Below are 15,239 nucleotides of genomic sequence, written 5' to 3'. Positions count from 1 at the left end.
GTCAGGCTTTTGGAAGGGCGCATATCATACATGAAAATCGCGCCCGAGTCGGGTGGCTGACCAAAGGTCGGGCCAGTATTCAGCAAACTGTGGGCCCTGTGGGAGCGGCCTTGTGTCGCGAAAGGGCTGCGCAGCAGCCCCAACAATATTGAGTCAAGTTCGAGCCCCTGGGACCGCGTTGCGGTCCATCGCGACGCAAGGCCGCTCCCACAGGGGCCGATGTACGCCCGTCAATCAGCGGTACGCATCATCCCGTACAGTTCATTGAGCAACTTGCGGCGGCTGAACACCAGCTGCCAGCGGTGCCCGCCCAGCTGGCGCCACAGGCGCGCGGCGCGGATGCCGGCCAGCAGCAGGGCGCGGATCTTCGAGGCATTGCTGGCCTGCTGCAGGAAACGCATGTCGCCGTGTACCTGGATGCGCTGGCGCAGGGTGCTCAGGGTGTCCTGGTACAAGGCTCCGCTGGAAGCGATGACGTTTTCGTGAACCAGGCCGAAATGCTCGGCCTGGGACTGGATCTGCGGCAGGCGGTTGCCGATGGTGTCGAGCATGTCGCCACGCTTGTTCAACTGGCGCTCCAGGCCCAGCATCGACAGGGCATAGCGCAGCGGCTCGCGTTGCAGGCTGCTGGGGTCGCGCTCCAGGGCGCCGACCAGCGCGCGGTAGCCGTCACGCAGGTTGAGGTCGTCGCCGCCGAACACCTCCAGGGTGTCCTTCGGGTCGCGCACCAGCAGGCTGCCGAGCATGCAACCGATGTTGGCTTCGCTGGCCTGGCCGGTACGGGCAATGCGGTCGACCAGCACCGCGGCCTGGAACACGCCGCCCAGGGCGACCAACTGCTCCTGAAGGTTATTCATCGACGCGGGCTCCACGGCTCGGCGATCTCGATCACACCGCCGCCCAGGCATACCTCGCCGTCATAGAACACCACCGACTGGCCCGGGGTCACGGCGCGCTGCGGCTCGTCGAACACGGCGCGGTAGCCGCTCTCGGTGCGTTCCAGGGTGCACTGCTGGTCGCCCTGGCGGTAGCGCACCTTGGCGGTCAGCCGGCGCGGGCTGGACAGGTCGATCGGGTTGACCCAGAAGATCTCCGAGGCCAGCAGGGCACGGGAGAACAGCCACGGGTGCTCGTTGCCCTGGCCGACCACCAGCACGTTGCGCGAGAGGTCTTTTTCCAGCACGTACCACGGCTCGTCGCCGGCGTCCTTCAGGCCGCCGATGCCCAGACCCTGGCGCTGGCCGATGGTGTGGTACATCAGGCCATGGTGCTGGCCGATCACCTCACCCTCGGTGGTCTGGATCTCGCCGGGCTGGGCCGGCAGGTACTGCTTGAGAAAATCGCTGAAGCGGCGCTCGCCGATGAAGCAGATGCCGGTGGAATCCTTCTTCTTGGCGGTGGCCAGGCCGTGTTTCTCGGCGATGGCCCGTACCTCGGGCTTTTCCAGTTCGCCGACCGGGAACAGGGTGCGGGCGATTTCCTTGCCGCCGACGGCGTGCAGGAAGTAGCTCTGGTCCTTGTTCGGGTCCAGGCCCTTGAGCAGCTCGGTCAGCTCGCCTGTGTCGCGGCGGCGCACGTAGTGGCCGGTGGCGATCAGGTCGGCGCCCAGGGACAGGGCGTAGTCGAGGAACGCCTTGAACTTGATCTCGCGGTTGCAGAGGATGTCCGGGTTGGGCGTGCGGCCGGCCTTGTACTCCTCGAGGAAGTGCTCGAACACGTTGTCCCAGTATTCAGCGGCGAAGTTGGCGGTGTGCAGCTTGATGCCGATGCGGTCGCACACGGCCTGGGCGTCGGCCAGGTCTTCGCGGGCGGTGCAGTATTCGGTGCCGTCGTCCTCTTCCCAGTTCTTCATGAACAGACCTTCCACCTGGTAGCCCTGCTCGATGAGCAGAAGGGCGGAGACGGAAGAGTCCACGCCGCCGGACATGCCGACGATGACGCGGGTCTTGGCGGGGTCTTTGAGTGCTGGGCTGGTCATGGCTACCGATGTGTATCAGAGGGGAAAAACGCCGATTCTATCAAACCCGCGGGCTGGCGTCAGTCGCGCAGCAACTCGAGGCTGTGCAGCGGGCCTGCCAGGTAATCGTCGAGGCAGCGCGGTACCAGCTCGCTGCGCCAGCGCGACGGCTCGGCCAGCAGCTCGTCGCGGGTCAGCCACACGGCGCGGACGATGTCGCTATCCAGCGCCAGGTCCTGGTGATGGCGCAGCGGGCGGGCGGCGAAGCAGATGCGCTGGTAGGTGACGCCGTTGCTCGGGGCGGTATAGAGGTAGATGCCGACCACGCCGGTGAGTTCGACTTCCCAGGCGGTTTCCTCGAGGGTTTCGCGCAGGGCGGCCTGGGCGATGGTTTCGTTGGCTTCGAGGTGGCCAGCGGGCTGGTTGAACACGTGCTGGCCGGCCTTGAACTCCTCGACGAAGAGGAACTTGCCGTCGTGTTCGACGATGGTGGCGACGGTGATGTGGGGTTGCCAGGTCATGCAGTGGGCTCCATGGCGGGGGCGTGGGAGCGGGCTTGCCCCGCGATTGCGCCCATACAGGTTCAGCGCAATCGCGGGGCAAGCCCGCTCCCACGGGAGATTTCACAAACTTCAAAAAGCACAAACCCCGGTGCGTGGCCGGGGTCTGTGCTGTTACGTCAAGCGAACCTTACAGTGCGGCGATGGCGCTGTTCAGGGTCTGGCTTGGGCGCATCACCTTGGCGGTCAGCTCGGCATCCGGGGCGTAGTAGCCGCCGATGTCGGCCGGCTTGCCCTGGACGGCGTTGAGCTCGGCGACGATGGTCGCCTCGTTCTCGCTCAGGGTCTTGGCCAGCGGGGCGAAGCGCGCCTGCAGGGCGGCGTCGTCGGTCTGGGCGGCCAGCGCTTCTGCCCAGTACAGGGTCAGGTAGAAGTGGCTGCCACGGTTGTCGATACCGCCGACCTTGCGCGAAGGCGACTTGTTGGTGTCGAGGAACTTGCCGGTGGCCTGGTCCAGGGTGTTGGCCAGGACCTTGGCGCGCGGATTGTCGTAGGTGTTGCCCAGGTGCTCGAGGGAAGCGGCCAGGGCCAGGAACTCACCCAGCGAGTCCCAGCGCAGGAAGTTCTCTTCGACCAGCTGCTGCACGTGCTTCGGTGCCGAACCGCCGGCGCCGGTCTCGAACAGGCCGCCGCCGTTCATCAGCGGAACGATCGACAGCATCTTGGCGCTGGTGCCCAGCTCCATGATCGGGAACAGGTCGGTCAGGTAGTCGCGCAGCACGTTGCCGGTCACCGAGATGGTGTCCTTGCCTTCGCGGATGCGGGCCAGGGAGAACTTGATGGCGTCGACCGGGGCCAGGATGCGGATGTCCAGGCCGGAGGTGTCGTGATCCTTCAGGTACTGTTGCACCTTCTCGATCATCACGCCGTCGTGGGCGCGGGCCGGGTCCAGCCAGAACACCGCAGGGGTGTTGCTCAGGCGGGCGCGGTTGACGGCCAGCTTGACCCAGTCCTGGATCGGCGCGTCCTTGGTCTGGCACATGCGGAAGATGTCACCGGCTTCGACGTTCTGCTCCAGCACGACCTTGCCCTTGCCATCGACCACGCGCACGACGCCGTCGGCCTTGATCTGGAAGGTCTTGTCGTGGGAGCCGTACTCTTCGGCTTTTTGCGCCATCAGGCCGACGTTCGGCACGCTGCCCATGGTGGTCGGGTCGAAGGCGCCGTTGGCCTTGCAGTCTTCGATGGTGGCCTGGTAGATGCCGGCATAGCAGCGGTCCGGGATGATCGCCTTGGCGTCCTGCAGTTCACCGGCGGTGTTCCACATCTTGCCCGAGTCGCGGATCATCGCAGGCATCGAGGCGTCGACGATGACGTCGCTCGGTACGTGCAGGTTGGTGATGCCCTTGTCCGAGTTGACCATGGCCAGGGCCGGGCGAACCGCGTACAGGGCCTGGATGTCGGCTTCGATCTCGGCTTGCTTTTCAGCAGGCAGATCCTTGATGCGGGCGTACAGGTCGCCGATGCCGTTGTTGGCGTTGAAGCCCACCTGGCCGAGTGCTGCTGCGTGCTTGGTCAGCACGTCGCCGTAGAACTCTTCGACGATCACGCCGAACATGATCGGGTCGGAGACCTTCATCATGGTGGCTTTCAGGTGCACCGACAGCAGCACGCCGGAGGCCTTGGCATCGGCGATCTGCTCGGCGATGAAGGCTTTCAGGGCCTTGCGGCTCAGGGTGGCGCAGTCGATGACTTCGGCGGCCTTGACGGCGGTTTTTTCTTTCAGGACGGTGGTGGCGCCGTCCTTGCCGACCAGCTCGATGCGCAGGCTGTCGTCAGCCTCGATCAGCGCGGCCTTTTCGCTGCCGTAGAAGTCGCCCTGGGTCATGTGGGCAACGTGCGACTTGGAGTCGGCGGCCCAGGCGCCCATCTTGTGCGGGTGCTTGCGGGCGTAGTTCTTGACCGACAGGGGGGCGCGACGGTCGGAGTTGCCTTCGCGCAGGACCGGGTTCACGGCGCTGCCCTTGATGCGGTCGTAGCGGGCGCGGGATTCTTTTTCCTCGGCGCTGGCCGGCTCGTCGGCGTAGTCAGGGATGTTGAAGCCCTTGGCTTGCAGCTCCTTGATCGCGGCCTTCAGCTGTGGAACCGACGCGGAGATGTTCGGCAGCTTGATGATGTTGGCTTCCGGGGTGGTAGCCAGTTGGCCCAGTTCCGCCAGGTGATCGCCTACCTGCTTCTCGGCGCCCAGTTGCTCCGGGAAGGCGGCGAGGATACGGCCGGCCAGGGAGATGTCGCGGGTTTCGACGGCGATATCGGCCGAAGCGGTGAAGGCCTCGACGATCGGCAGCAGCGAGTAGGTGGCGAGGGCGGGGGCTTCGTCGGTGAAGGTGTAGATGATCTTGGAACGGGTGGGCATGCGGGTTAACTCTCTATGTGCTGAGCGTACTCGAGTCTCGAGGTGCGCAGGGTAGGCGCTTCGCCCTGGCGACGCCATGAGCGGAAAGTCGAGAGGCTGCGAGCGGTGATGGTGGATGCATCAGTCGAGCGTCAAGTGCTGGGCCGCGGTAACAACCCAGGCTTTGCGGTCATTCATGACCAAGGGCGAGCCGCATTTTCCTAGGGTTCGCCCCGATGACCCCATGGTCGCGCCGGAGTATATCAAACCCTTTGGGCTATTCAGCAAGGCGAAGTGGTATCAGCGCATTTATAAGACCAAAGACGTAGGAGCAATGTGGCGTGTTGCCGCAGGCTGCCAGGGGGATTTTCCAGTCCTTTTTCGGCTGTCGTGGCAGCGAGCTTGCAGGTCGGCAGATGTGGTTTAGGCTCAGTGGATCGCACGATTTCCAATCACACCAGGAAAAGCGGAGTAGTGCAGCATGGGATACCAGAAAATCAAGGTTCCGTCTGATGGTGCCAAGATCACCGTCAATGCAGACCATTCGCTCAATGTTCCCGATAACCCCATCATTCCCTACATCGAAGGCGACGGCATTGGCGTGGACGTCTCGCCGGTGATGATCAAGGTAGTCGACGCAGCCGTGCAGAAAGCCTACGGCGGCAAGCGCAAGATCGCCTGGATGGAGGTGTACGCTGGCGAGAAGGCCACCCAGGTCTACGACCAGGACACCTGGCTGCCCCAGGAAACCCTGGATGCGGTGCGCGACTATGTGGTGTCGATCAAGGGGCCGCTGACCACCCCGGTCGGCGGCGGCATCCGCTCGCTCAACGTGGCCCTGCGCCAGCAGCTCGACCTTTATGTGTGCCTGCGGCCGGTGGTCTGGTTCCAGGGCGTGCCAAGCCCGGTGAAAAAGCCGGGTGACGTCGACATGGTGATCTTCCGCGAGAACTCCGAGGACATCTATGCCGGTATCGAGTGGAAGGCCGGTTCGCCCGAGGCGAACAAGGTGATCAAGTTCCTCAAGGAGGAAATGGGCGTCACCAAGATCCGCTTCGACCAGGACTGCGGCATCGGCGTCAAGCCGGTCTCGAAGGAGGGCACCAAGCGCCTGGTGCGCAAGGCCCTGCAGTATGTGGTGGACAACGACCGCAAGTCGCTGACCCTGGTGCACAAGGGCAACATCATGAAGTTCACCGAAGGGGCCTTCAAGGACTGGGGCTACGAGGTGGCACGCGACGAGTTCGGCGCCGAGCTGCTCGATGGCGGCCCGTGGATGAAGTTCAAGAATCCGAAGACCGGCCGCGAGGTGATCGTAAAAGATGCCATCGCCGACGCCATGCTCCAGCAGATCCTGCTGCGTCCGGCCGAGTACGATGTGATCGCCACCCTCAACCTCAACGGCGACTACCTGTCCGACGCCCTGGCGGCGGAAGTGGGCGGCATCGGCATCGCGCCGGGGGCCAACCTGTCGGACACCGTGGCCATGTTCGAGGCCACCCACGGCACCGCGCCGAAGTACGCCGGCAAGGACCAGGTCAACCCGGGCTCGGTGATCCTCTCGGCCGAGATGATGCTGCGGCACATGGGCTGGACCGAGGCGGCCGACCTGATCATCAAGGGCACCAATGGCGCCATCGCGGCCAAGACCGTGACCTACGACTTCGAGCGCCTGATGGAGGGCGCGACCCTGGTCGGCAGCTCGGGCTTTGGCGAGGCGTTGATCAAGCACATGTAAGCGGGGCAAAAAAACCGGTCGCCTCTTTATTAAAGGGACGACCGGTTTTTTCGTTTACCGGCAGACAGGTCGGGGATCAGACTTCGACGGTGTTGCCCGGGTTCGTCGCGCTGGCCTGGACGCTGCTGGTGGCGCTTCGGATGTCGGTCGCGTGCAGCCCTTTGGGGCCCTGGATGATCTCGAAGTTCACGGCCTGGCCGGCTTTCAGCGTCTTGTATCCGTCCATCTGGATCGCTGAATAGTGGGCGAACAGATCATCGGTCTTGCCGTCCTCGTTGATGAATCCGTAGCCCTTGGCATTGTTGAACCACTTGACTTTACCGCTTGCCATCCCTATGTCCCTCTGCAAAGGACTCCATCACTGGAGTATCATCCACTTCATCCGCATACGAACCTTGCGAGAAAATCTGGTTGACTGCGCGGATCTTTATCGACCACGGTGGGTTCTTATTGGTTGTAACACCGTTTTGCCGATAGTCAAGGTCAGCCGGCGCCCGCGCCGGGAAAGGCCTGCGCGGTCAACCCACAACCTTAACTTGTCGCTCATGATGAAATTCTTTCCATGCATGTACTCAGTGAGATTCGACTAACATTCAATCAGGATCGCCCGCAGTCGAACGAGGACGGGCATGAGGACGATGGCGCCGGCCTTGCCGTCCAGGAGGCCAAGCCGATCCTGCAGGCGCCGCCGATGTACAAGGTGGTTTTGTTCAACGATGACTACACGCCGATGGATTTCGTCGTCGAAGTGCTCGAGACGTTCTTCAATCTGAACCGCGAGCTGGCAACGAAGATCATGCTGACTGTCCATACCGAAGGGCGGGCAGTATGCGGATTGTTTACCCGTGACATCGCCGAGACAAAGGCCATGCAGGTCAACCAATACGCCAGGGAAAGCCAGCATCCGCTACTCTGTGAAATCGAGAAGGACGGTTAATCGCCGACCACTTGGGTATGAGGTGAAGCTATGTTAAACCGCGAGCTCGAAGTCACCCTCAATCTGGCCTTCAAGGAGGCTCGTTCGAAGCGTCATGAGTTCATGACCGTCGAACATCTGCTGCTGGCACTCCTTGACAATGAGGCTGCCGCGACCGTTCTGCGCGCCTGTGGCGCCAATCTCGACAAACTCAAGCACGACCTGCAGGAGTTCATCGATTCGACCACCCCGCTGATCCCCGTGCATGACGAGGATCGCGAGACGCAACCGACCCTGGGCTTCCAGCGTGTGCTGCAGCGTGCCGTGTTCCACGTGCAGAGCTCCGGCAAGCGCGAAGTGACCGGGGCCAACGTGCTGGTGGCGATCTTCAGCGAACAGGAAAGCCAGGCGGTGTTTCTGCTCAAGCAGCAGAGCGTGGCGCGCATCGACGTCGTCAACTACATCGCCCACGGCATCAGCAAGGTGCCGGGCCATGGTTCGCACAACGAAAGCGAGCAGGACATGCAGGACGAGGAGGGCGGCGAAGCGTCGTCTTCCAGCAACCCGCTGGATGCCTATGCCAGCAACCTGAACGAACTGGCCCGGGCCGGGCGCATCGACCCGCTGGTCGGGCGCGAGCAGGAGGTCGAGCGCGTGGCGCAGATCCTCGCCCGCCGGCGCAAGAACAACCCGCTGCTGGTCGGCGAGGCCGGCGTGGGCAAGACCGCCATCGCCGAAGGCCTGGCCAAGCGCATCGTCGACGGCCAGGTCCCCGACCTGCTGGCGCAGAGCGTGGTCTACTCCCTTGATCTCGGCGCACTGCTGGCCGGTACCAAGTACCGCGGCGATTTCGAGAAGCGCTTCAAGGCGCTGCTCGGCGAGCTGCGCAAGCGGCCGCAGGCGATCCTGTTCATCGACGAGATCCACACCATCATCGGCGCCGGCGCGGCTTCCGGTGGCGTGATGGATGCGTCCAACCTGCTCAAGCCACTGTTGTCGTCCGGTGAGATCCGTTGCATCGGCTCCACCACCTTCCAGGAATTTCGCGGCATCTTCGAGAAGGACCGTGCCCTGGCGCGGCGCTTCCAGAAGGTCGATGTCACCGAACCGTCGGTGGAAGACACCGTGGGCATCCTGCGCGGGCTCAAGGGCCGCTTCGAGAGCCACCACAACATCGAGTACAGCGACGAGGCCCTGCGCGCCGCCGCCGAACTGGCCTCGCGCTACATCAATGACCGGCATATGCCGGACAAGGCCATCGACGTGATCGACGAGGCTGGCGCCTACCAGCGCCTGCAACCGGAAGCCAATCGGGTCAAGCGCATCGACGTGCCGCAGGTCGAGGACATCGTCGCCAAGATCGCGCGGATTCCGCCGAAGCACGTCACCAGCTCCGACAAGGAACTGCTGCGCAACCTCGAGCGTGACCTGAAACTGACCGTGTTCGGCCAGGATGCGGCGATCGACTCGCTGGCCACCGCCATCAAGCTGTCCCGTGCCGGCCTCAAGGCACCGGACAAACCGGTTGGCTCGTTCCTGTTCGCCGGCCCCACCGGCGTGGGCAAGACCGAGGCCGCCCGCCAGCTGGCCAAGGCCCTGGGCGTGGAGCTGGTGCGCTTCGATATGTCCGAGTACATGGAGCGGCACACCGTGTCGCGCCTGATCGGTGCGCCGCCCGGCTATGTCGGGTTCGACCAGGGCGGTCTGCTGACCGAGGCCATCACCAAGCAACCGCACTGCGTGCTGCTGCTCGACGAGATCGAGAAGGCCCACCCGGAAGTCTTCAACCTGCTGCTGCAGGTGATGGATCACGGGACCCTGACCGACAACAACGGGCGCAAGGCGGACTTCCGCAACGTGATCCTGATCATGACCACCAACGCCGGCGCCGAAACCGCCGCGCGGGCCTCGATCGGCTTCACCCACCAGGACCACTCGTCCGATGCGATGGAGGTCATCCGCAAGAGCTTCACGCCGGAGTTTCGCAACCGCCTCGACACCATCATCCAGTTCGGCCGCCTGTCCCACGAGACGATCAAGAGCATCGTCGACAAGTTCCTCATCGAACTGCAGGCGCAGCTGGAAGACAAGCGTGTGCTGCTGGAGGTCACCGATGCCGCCCGCGGCTGGCTGGCGGCCTCGGGCTACGACGTGCAGATGGGCGCGCGGCCGATGGCGCGGCTGATCCAGGACAAGATCAAGCGGCCGCTGGCTGAGGAGATCCTGTTCGGCGAGCTGGCCGAGCACGGTGGCGTGGTGCACATCGACCTGCGCGATGGCGAGCTGGTGTTCGATTACGAGACCACGGCTGAAGTCGCGTAAGGCTGGGGCCGCTGTGCGGCCCTTTCGCGGCGCAAGGCCGCTCCTACAGGGGATTGCATGTTTCTGTAGGAGCGGCCTTGCGCCGCGAAAGGGCTGCAAAGCAGCCCCGCTTTATGAAGGCCCACAAAAAAGCCCGGCACATTGGCCGGGCTTTTTCATGGCTGGAGCTTAGCGCGCACGGTAGGTGATGCGGCCCTTGCTCAGGTCATACGGCGTCAGTTCGACGCGGACCTTGTCGCCAGTGAGAATACGGATGTAGTTCTTGCGCATCTTGCCAGAGATGTGCGCGGTAACGACGTGCCCGTTTTCCAACTCCACGCGGAACATGGTGTTGGGCAGGGTGTCGACGACAGTGCCTTCCATTTCGAAGCTGTCTTCTTTCGACATGCAGTAAAGCCCTCGGTATCCAGTGATGGCCCGACGCACGACTGCACCGGGCAAAAAAAGTGGCGTGGATTATGCCCGAAATTTGTGTTTCAAGCCAATGCCTTTCAGTTGAGGGTGACCCAGCGCTGGTTGATCAGCAGTTCGATGGGGCGATACTGGGTCTTGTAGTTCATCTTCTTGCAGTTCTTGATCCAGTAGCCGAGGTAAACCGCCTCGAGGTCCTGGCGCAGGGCCTCGGTGATCTGCCAGAGGATGGCATAGCGCCCCAGGCTGCGGCGCTCCTCGTCGGGCTCGTAGAAGGTGTACACCGCCGACAGTCCGTTGGGCAGCAGGTCGCACACCGCCACGGCCAGCAGCCGGCCCTCCAGGCGGAACTCGTAGAACCAGCAGAACGGCAGGTCACGGACCAGAAAGGTGGAGAACTGGTCGCGGCTGGGCGGGTACATGTCGCCGTCGGCGTGGCGCTGCTCGATATAGCGCCGGTACAGGTCGAAGTATTCTTCCTTGAAGGACGGGCGGGCGGCAGTGACGGTCAGGTCGGCGTTGCGCTTGAGGATTCGGCGCTGCTGGCGGTTGGGAATGAAGCGCGCCGCCGGGATGCGCGCCGGCACGCAGGCGTTGCATTGCTGGCAATGCGGGCGATAGAGGTGATCGCCGCTGCGGCGAAAGCCCATTTCCGACAGGTCGGCATAGACGTGCACGTCCATCGGCTGGCTCGGGTCGAGGAACAGCGTGGTCGCCTGCTCATCCGGCAGGTAGCTGCAGGAGTGGGGTTGAGTGGCATAGAACTTCAACCGCGCCAGCTCTGTCATGATCAACCCCTTAGGTGAGACGTTGTCTCTAAGTGTAAGCCAGCTCCGGGAACTCGCCTAGGCAACCCAGCGGGCGCCGCTGGGCTGGTCCAGGTACTGCGCCAGATGGCTGGCGAAGTCGGCCCGGCTGATGGCGCGGGCGCCCAGGCTGTGCAGGTGGTCGGTAGGCATCTGGCAGTCGATCAGCACGAAACCGGCCTGCCTGAGGTGCTCGACCAGCGTCACGAAGCCCACCTTGGAGGCGTTGTCGGCGCGGCTGAACATCGACTCGCCGAAGAACAGTCGGCCCATGGCCAGGCCGTACAGGCCGCCGACCAGCTCGCCGTCGCGGCGCACCTCCACCGAATGGGCGATGCCGCGCCGGTGCAGTTCGCAGTAGGCGGCGCGCATGTTGTCGGTGATCCAGGTGCCGTCGGCATAGTCCCGTGGCGCGGCGCAGGCGTCGATCACGGCCGCGAAGTCGCTGTCGAAGCTCACCTGGTAGCGGCCCTGGCGGATCAGCTTGGCCAGCGAGCGCGAAACGTGCAGCTCGTCCGGGAACAATACGGTGCGCGGGTCGGGCGACCACCAGAGGATCGGCTGGCCGTCCTGGTACCAGGGAAAGCAGCCATGGCGATAGGCCGCGACCAGGCGGTCCGGGGTCAGGTCGCCGCCGGCGGCGAGCAGGCCGTTGGGATCGTGCAGGGCCTTTTCCAGGGGCGGGAAGGTCAACGAGTCGCGGGTGAGCCAGGTGAGCATGGGTTCTTGAGCGGCGGGGGAGGGGAGAGGGCAGCATGGCGTGGCTTGCAAATGAGGTCAACGCCTTGCCAGGTCGATAAATTGCGCCTGGCTTTGGCAGCTCCAGGCACCATCTGGCGCTTTTGCTGTCACACCTGTGCAAAAACACAGCATAAGCCTTTGTCACAAAAGAAAATGCATGCTCAAATTGCATCTATATGAAAGTAGCCCCCGTTCACGCCCCACACGGCGTGCCGCCATGGCGGCTGGCGGGCAGTAATGTTAAAAGTAGTGGTTCATTGGCCAGTGACCGGCCAATCACTATTGGACGCGCAGCACGCGCAGGAATAGACGCGTTTTGAAGAAATCCACCGCAACTCCAGCCCCCTTGCCAGTGCCCCTGTGGCGGCAACAGCTGCACTACCGCCTGAAGGAAGGTGCGCTGATCGCCGTCGGCGCGCTGTGCCTGTACCTGTGGATGGCATTGGTCACCTACGACACCGCCGACCCGGGCTTCAGCCACACCAGCAACGCCGAGCAGGTGCAGAACGCCGCCGGCCGCGCAGGGGCCTATTTCGCCGACATCCTGTTCATGGTGCTCGGCTATTTCGCCTATATCTTCCCGCTGCTGCTGGCGATCAAGACCTGGCAGATCTTCCGCGAGCGCCACCAGCCCTGGCAGTGGAGCGGCTGGCTGTTCTCCTGGCGCCTGATCGGCCTGGTGTTCCTGGTGTTGTCGGGCGCGGCGCTGGCGCATATCCACTTCCACCCGCCGGCGAGCATGCCGTTTTCCGCCGGTGGCGCCCTGGGCGAGAGCCTCGGCGACCTGGCACGCAACCTGCTGAACGTGCAGGGCAGCACGCTGATGTTCATTGCCCTGTTCCTGTTCGGCCTGACGGTGTTCACCGACCTTTCGTGGTTCAAGGTGATGGACCTCACCGGCAAGATCACTCTCGACCTGTTCGAACTGGTGCAGGGCGCCGCCAACCGCTGGTGGGAGGCGCGCAACGAGCGCAAGCGCCTGGAAGCCCAACTGCGTGAAGTCGACGATCCGGTCTTCGACCTGGGCGGCAAGGGCGACAAGCGCGAGCCGGCCAAGCCGCAGCCGCGTGAACGCGCCGAGCCCGTGGTGATGCGCGAAGAGCCGCCGGCCCGCCCGGTCGCGCCGCGCGAAACCGTGGTGGCTCGCCCGCAGCCCGCCGCCCCGGTGATCATCCCGCCAACCGCGGACAAGGCGCCGGAGCCGAGCAAGCGGGTCATGAAGGAAAAACAAGCACCGCTGTTCATCGACAGCGCTGTGGAAGGCACCTTGCCGTCGATTTCCATCCTCGACCCGGCCGAGCAGAAAAAGATCGAGTACTCGCCGGAGTCCCTGGCCGGCGTCGGCCAGTTGCTGGAGATCAAGCTCAAGGAATTCGGCGTGGAAGTCGCGGTCGACTCGATCCACCCGGGCCCTGTGATCACCCGCTACGAGATCCAGCCGGCCGCGGGCGTCAAGGTCAGCCGTATCGCCAACCTGGCCAAGGACCTGGCGCGCTCGCTGGCGGTGACCAGCGTGCGCGTGGTCGAGGTCATTCCCGGCAAGACCACCGTGGGTATCGAGATCCCCAACGAGAACCGCCAGATGGTGCGCTTCTCCGAGGTGCTGTCGTCGCCGCAGTTCGACGAGAACAAGTCGCCGGTCACCCTGGCCCTGGGCCACGACATCGGCGGCAAGCCGGTGATCACCGACCTGGCCAAGATGCCGCACCTGCTGGTGGCCGGTACCACCGGTTCCGGTAAGTCGGTGGGCGTGAACGCGATGATCCTGTCGATCCTGTTCAAGTCGGGCCCGGAAGATGCGCGGTTGATCATGATCGACCCGAAGATGCTCGAACTGTCGATCTACGAAGGCATCCCGCACCTGCTTTGCCCGGTGGTCACCGACATGAAGGACGCCGCCAACGCCCTGCGCTGGAGCGTCGCCGAGATGGAGCGCCGCTACAAGCTGATGGCGGCCATGGGCGTGCGCAACCTGGCGGGCTTCAACCGCAAGATCAAGGACGCCCAGGAAGCCGGCGAGATCATCCACGACCCGCTGTACCGTCGCGAGAGCATGGACGACGAGCCGCCAGCGCTGAACACCCTGCCGACCATCGTGGTGGTGGTCGACGAATTCGCCGACATGATGATGATCGTCGGCAAGAAGGTCGAAGAGCTGATCGCCCGTATCGCCCAGAAGGCCCGTGCCGCCGGTATTCACCTGATCCTGGCCACCCAGCGCCCATCGGTGGACGTGATCACCGGCCTGATCAAGGCCAACATCCCGACCCGCATGGCGTTCCAGGTGTCGAGCAAGATCGACTCGCGGACCATCATCGACCAGGGCGGTGCCGAACAGCTGCTCGGCCACGGTGACATGCTCTACATGCCGCCGGGCACCAGCCTGCCGATCCGCGTGCATGGCGCGTTCGTTTCCGACGACGAGGTGCATCGCACGGTCGAGGCCTGGAAGCTGCGCGGCGCGCCGGACTACAACGACGATATCCTCAACGGCGTCGAAGAGGCCGGCAGCGGCTTCGACGGCGGCGGTGGTGGCGGCGGCGATGGCGACGACCCGGAAGCCGACGCGCTCTACGACGAAGCCGTGCAGTTCGTGCTGGAAAGCCGCCGGGCGTCGATCTCGGCGGTGCAGCGCAAGCTCAAGATCGGCTACAACCGCGCCGCGCGGATGATCGAGTCGATGGAAATGGCCGGCGTGGTCACGCCGATGAACAGCAACGGCTCGCGGGAAGTGATTGCCCCGGGCGGCCCGCGCGACTGATGAACAACCTGCCGGGCGCCATTGATGGCGTCCGGCCCCTTCACTGTGCAATGAGGATTTCCATGCGCGCGATTCGCATGCTGTTGGTTTCTGCCCTGGCTACGGCCAGCCTGTCGGCCCAGGCCGGCGAACAGGACGTCCAGCGCCTGACGCAATTGCTGGAAAAGTCGCAGACCATCGAAGCCAACTTCTCCCAGCTGACCCTGGATGCCGGCGGCACCAGCTTGCAGGAGACCAACGGCAAGATGACCGTCAAGCGCCCGGGCCTGTTCTACTGGCACACCGATGCGCCGCAGGAGCAGGTAGTGGTGTCCGACGGCAAGAACGTCACCCTGTGGGACCCGGACCTCGAGCAGGCGACCATCAAGAAGCTCGACGTGCGCCTGAACCAGACCCCGGCGCTGCTGCTGTCCGGCGATGTGTCGAAGATCAGCCAGAGCTTCGACATCACCTCCAAGGAACAGGGCGAAGTGATGGACTTCACCTTGAAGCCGAAGACCAAGGACACCCTGTTCGACTCGCTGCGCGTGTCGTTCCGCAGGGGCCTGATCAATGACATGCAGCTGATCGACAGCGTCGGCCAGCGCACCAACATCCTGTTCAATGGCGTCAAGGCCAACCAGGCGGTGCCGGACAGCAAGTTCCAGTTCGACATCCCCAAGGGCGCTGACGTCATCAAGGAGTAAGCGGAG

General features: G+C 63.9%; 13 protein-coding genes. 5 read left to right on the top strand and 8 right to left on the bottom strand.

Annotated features, from left to right (window positions below; translation table 11 throughout):
- Nucleotides 1–230 precede the first annotated feature (230 nt).
- The 4 genes from hflD to HU751_RS23310 form a co-directional block, all read right to left on the bottom strand.
- Nucleotides 231–857, bottom strand: coding sequence for a high frequency lysogenization protein HflD (hflD, locus tag HU751_RS23325; RefSeq protein WP_062573538.1), 627 nt, complete (start codon nucleotides 855–857; stop codon nucleotides 231–233).
- Nucleotides 854–1,978: a tRNA 2-thiouridine(34) synthase MnmA gene (gene mnmA / locus HU751_RS23320; RefSeq protein ID WP_050706366.1), complete on the bottom strand. Its 1,125-nt coding sequence runs from the start codon at nucleotides 1,976–1,978 to the stop codon at nucleotides 854–856. Before mnmA ends, hflD begins: the two co-directional genes overlap by 4 nt.
- Before the next feature lie 59 nt (nucleotides 1,979–2,037).
- Nucleotides 2,038–2,478, bottom strand: a complete 441-nt coding sequence (locus HU751_RS23315; protein ID WP_186735342.1) for an NUDIX hydrolase — start codon at nucleotides 2,476–2,478, stop codon at nucleotides 2,038–2,040.
- 169 nt (nucleotides 2,479–2,647) lie between these two features.
- On the bottom strand, nucleotides 2,648–4,873 hold the full coding sequence (locus tag HU751_RS23310; protein WP_186735340.1) for an NADP-dependent isocitrate dehydrogenase: 2,226 nt from the start codon (nucleotides 4,871–4,873) through the stop codon (nucleotides 2,648–2,650).
- A 460-nt stretch (nucleotides 4,874–5,333) separates the two neighbouring features.
- Between HU751_RS23310 and icd the strand changes: the two genes are divergently transcribed.
- Nucleotides 5,334–6,590 carry an NADP-dependent isocitrate dehydrogenase gene (gene icd / locus HU751_RS23305; RefSeq protein ID WP_186735338.1) on the top strand — a complete coding sequence of 419 codons (1,257 nt, stop codon included), beginning with the start codon at nucleotides 5,334–5,336 and terminating at the stop codon, nucleotides 6,588–6,590.
- A 76-nt stretch (nucleotides 6,591–6,666) separates the two neighbouring features.
- Here the strand turns inward: icd and cspD are convergent, their stop codons facing one another.
- Nucleotides 6,667–6,921, bottom strand: coding sequence for a cold shock domain-containing protein CspD (cspD, locus tag HU751_RS23300; protein ID WP_186716100.1), 255 nt, complete (start codon nucleotides 6,919–6,921; stop codon nucleotides 6,667–6,669).
- Nucleotides 6,922–7,152: 231 nt separating this feature from the next.
- Here cspD and clpS point away from each other — a divergent pair, with 231 nt between their 5' ends.
- Both clpS and clpA read left to right on the top strand, forming a co-directional pair.
- On the top strand, nucleotides 7,153–7,527 hold the full coding sequence (clpS, locus tag HU751_RS23295; protein ID WP_050706361.1) for an ATP-dependent Clp protease adapter ClpS: 375 nt from the start codon (nucleotides 7,153–7,155) through the stop codon (nucleotides 7,525–7,527).
- Nucleotides 7,528–7,557: 30 nt separating this feature from the next.
- Nucleotides 7,558–9,828 carry an ATP-dependent Clp protease ATP-binding subunit ClpA gene (gene clpA, locus HU751_RS23290; protein ID WP_028692389.1) on the top strand — a complete coding sequence of 757 codons (2,271 nt, stop codon included), beginning with the start codon at nucleotides 7,558–7,560 and terminating at the stop codon, nucleotides 9,826–9,828.
- A 168-nt stretch (nucleotides 9,829–9,996) separates the two neighbouring features.
- Here the strand turns inward: clpA and infA are convergent, their stop codons facing one another.
- The 3 genes from infA to aat form a co-directional block, all read right to left on the bottom strand.
- Nucleotides 9,997–10,215 carry a translation initiation factor IF-1 gene (infA, locus tag HU751_RS23285; protein ID WP_002553999.1) on the bottom strand — a complete coding sequence of 73 codons (219 nt, stop codon included), beginning with the start codon at nucleotides 10,213–10,215 and terminating at the stop codon, nucleotides 9,997–9,999.
- Nucleotides 10,216–10,319: 104 nt separating this feature from the next.
- A complete protein-coding gene (locus HU751_RS23280; RefSeq protein WP_028692388.1) occupies nucleotides 10,320–11,027 on the bottom strand; it encodes an arginyltransferase in 708 nt (235 codons plus the stop codon).
- A 57-nt stretch (nucleotides 11,028–11,084) separates the two neighbouring features.
- Entirely contained in the window at nucleotides 11,085–11,765 is a 681-nt protein-coding gene (gene aat, locus HU751_RS23275; RefSeq protein ID WP_186735336.1) for a leucyl/phenylalanyl-tRNA--protein transferase, read from the bottom strand.
- A gap of 337 nt (nucleotides 11,766–12,102) precedes the next feature.
- Between aat and HU751_RS23270 the strand changes: the two genes are divergently transcribed.
- Nucleotides 12,103–14,547 carry a DNA translocase FtsK gene (locus HU751_RS23270; protein ID WP_186735334.1) on the top strand — a complete coding sequence of 815 codons (2,445 nt, stop codon included), beginning with the start codon at nucleotides 12,103–12,105 and terminating at the stop codon, nucleotides 14,545–14,547.
- Between the two features lie 62 nt (nucleotides 14,548–14,609).
- The gene (gene lolA / locus HU751_RS23265) at nucleotides 14,610–15,233 is read left to right on the top strand and encodes an outer membrane lipoprotein periplasmic chaperone LolA (protein ID WP_028692385.1); all 624 of its coding nucleotides are present in this window, start codon (nucleotides 14,610–14,612) and stop codon (nucleotides 15,231–15,233) included.
- The last annotated feature ends 6 nt before the right edge of the window (nucleotides 15,234–15,239 follow it).

Origin of the sequence: Pseudomonas peradeniyensis, assembly GCF_014268935.2 — a bacterium.
Taxonomy (GTDB): domain Bacteria; phylum Pseudomonadota; class Gammaproteobacteria; order Pseudomonadales; family Pseudomonadaceae; genus Aquipseudomonas; species Aquipseudomonas peradeniyensis.
This window is presented reverse-complemented; position numbering and strand designations above follow the sequence as displayed.

Coding starts and splice junctions, on each gene's coding strand:
- hflD (WP_062573538.1), bottom strand. CDS start 857: ATGAATAACCTTCAGGAGCAGTTGGTCGCCCTGGGCGGCGTGTTCCAG.
- mnmA (WP_050706366.1), bottom strand. CDS start 1,978: ATGACCAGCCCAGCACTCAAAGACCCCGCCAAGACCCGCGTCATCGTC.
- HU751_RS23315 (WP_186735342.1), bottom strand. CDS start 2,478: ATGACCTGGCAACCCCACATCACCGTCGCCACCATCGTCGAACACGAC.
- HU751_RS23310 (WP_186735340.1), bottom strand. CDS start 4,873: ATGCCCACCCGTTCCAAGATCATCTACACCTTCACCGACGAAGCCCCC.
- icd (WP_186735338.1), top strand. CDS start 5,334: ATGGGATACCAGAAAATCAAGGTTCCGTCTGATGGTGCCAAGATCACC.
- cspD (WP_186716100.1), bottom strand. CDS start 6,921: ATGGCAAGCGGTAAAGTCAAGTGGTTCAACAATGCCAAGGGCTACGGA.
- clpS (WP_050706361.1), top strand. CDS start 7,153: ATGCATGTACTCAGTGAGATTCGACTAACATTCAATCAGGATCGCCCG.
- clpA (WP_028692389.1), top strand. CDS start 7,558: ATGTTAAACCGCGAGCTCGAAGTCACCCTCAATCTGGCCTTCAAGGAG.
- infA (WP_002553999.1), bottom strand. CDS start 10,215: ATGTCGAAAGAAGACAGCTTCGAAATGGAAGGCACTGTCGTCGACACC.
- HU751_RS23280 (WP_028692388.1), bottom strand. CDS start 11,027: ATGACAGAGCTGGCGCGGTTGAAGTTCTATGCCACTCAACCCCACTCC.
- aat (WP_186735336.1), bottom strand. CDS start 11,765: ATGCTCACCTGGCTCACCCGCGACTCGTTGACCTTCCCGCCCCTGGAA.
- lolA (WP_028692385.1), top strand. CDS start 14,610: ATGCGCGCGATTCGCATGCTGTTGGTTTCTGCCCTGGCTACGGCCAGC.